The 1,389-nt window shown below is 75.9% G+C and carries 1 protein-coding gene; it reads right to left on the bottom strand.

Annotation, left to right across the window (positions count from 1 at the left end; translation table 11 throughout):
• Window positions 1-20 precede the first annotated feature (20 nt).
• On the bottom strand, window positions 21-1,220 hold the full coding sequence (locus AC2CJA_RS26650) for an NAD(P)/FAD-dependent oxidoreductase (RefSeq protein ID WP_484605210.1): 1,200 nt from the start codon (window positions 1,218-1,220) through the stop codon (window positions 21-23).
• Window positions 1,221-1,389 lie beyond the last annotated feature (169 nt).

Below are 1,389 nucleotides of genomic sequence, written 5' to 3'. Positions count from 1 at the left end.
CGCCCGCACCGCCCTGCCGGTCAGGCCGACGTCTTGGCGGCCGGGCCCGGCCGGGCCGCCTCCCGCAGGACACGGCGGCGGCGGACCGGCACGCCGAGGGTCGGGTTGGCGGCGCCCCATGCCGCGCCCTTGCAGACCAGCTCCTTGTAGACAGCGGCGAGCCGGCCGGTCAGGGCCGCGCCGGTGGCCCGGTCGTCGGCGGTGACGTACTGGATCAGGCCCTCCCGGCGGCCCAGGGAGATGCACTGGTTGAAGTAGCGGATCGGGATCTTCGGGAGTTTCCCGCCGGTCAGGCGTGCGGCGATGGCGTCCGCGGCCTGCCACGCGGTGGGGGCGCCCGAGGCGCACGACATCCGCAGCGGCTTCTCCCCGGGGCCCATCGCCAGGGCGGCGTCGCCGACGGCGTACACCTCGGGGTGCGAGACCGAGCGCATGGTGGCGTCGACCACGATCTGGCCCGTGCCGGTGGTCTCCAGTGCGCTGGCCCGCGCGAGGGGGTGGGCGGCGAAGCCGGTGGCCCACACGGTGACCGCGGCCGAGATGGCCTCGCCGTCGGCGGTGGTGACGCGGCCGGCCTCGACTCCGGTGACGGCCGTGTGCTCGTGCACGGTGACGCCGAGCCCGCCGAAGACCTTCCGCAGGTGGCCGCGCCCCTTGTCCGAGAGGTCGTCTCCGAGGCCGCCGTGGGTGGCGAGGGCGACCGCGAGGTCCGGGCGTGTCTCGGCGATCTCGGTCGCGGCCTCCAGCCCGGTGAGCCCTCCACCGACCACGAGGACCGGCTGCCCGGCGGCCAGGCCGGCCAGGCGCTCGCGCAGCCGGAGCGCTCCGGCCCGGCTCGCGATCTCGCAGGCGTGCTCGGCGGCGCCGGGCACGCCCTGGCCGTTCCAGCCGCTGCCGAGGGCGTACACCAGGGTGTCGTACTCCAGCTCCCGGACGCCTCCGGTGGCGTCGGTGACCGTGACGGCCCTGCGGTCGGCGTCGACGCCGGTGACCTTCGCGGTCATCAGTTCGACGCCGGTGTCCGCGAACATCTCGTCGAGCGGCCGGGACCTGAGGTCCTGGCCGACCGCGAGCTGGTGCAGCCGGACGCGTTCGACGAAGTCGGGGTCGGCGTTGACGAGGGTGACGGCGACGTCGTCGCGGTGCAGCCGCCTGGCGAGGCGGCCGGCCGCGGCGGCTCCGGCGTACCCGGCTCCGAGGACGATGATGCGGTGCTTCATTCTCCTGGCTCCCGTCTGCGCGGCTCCGCTCCTTGCGGAACTCGCCCCTTGAACCGGGCAGCGCGCCGTTTCCTGACAGGGCCGTGACGTGAGGCGGGTCACACCGGGTCCGGTGGCGGGCCCCCCCCGGGGGGGGGGCGCCCCCCGTCCGGCGTCAGTAAGCGGGGCA

Source organism: Streptomyces sp. ATLC9 (genome assembly GCF_057196705.1).
Note: the sequence above shows the minus strand (reverse complement) of the source record. Positions and strands in the feature narration are given on the sequence as shown.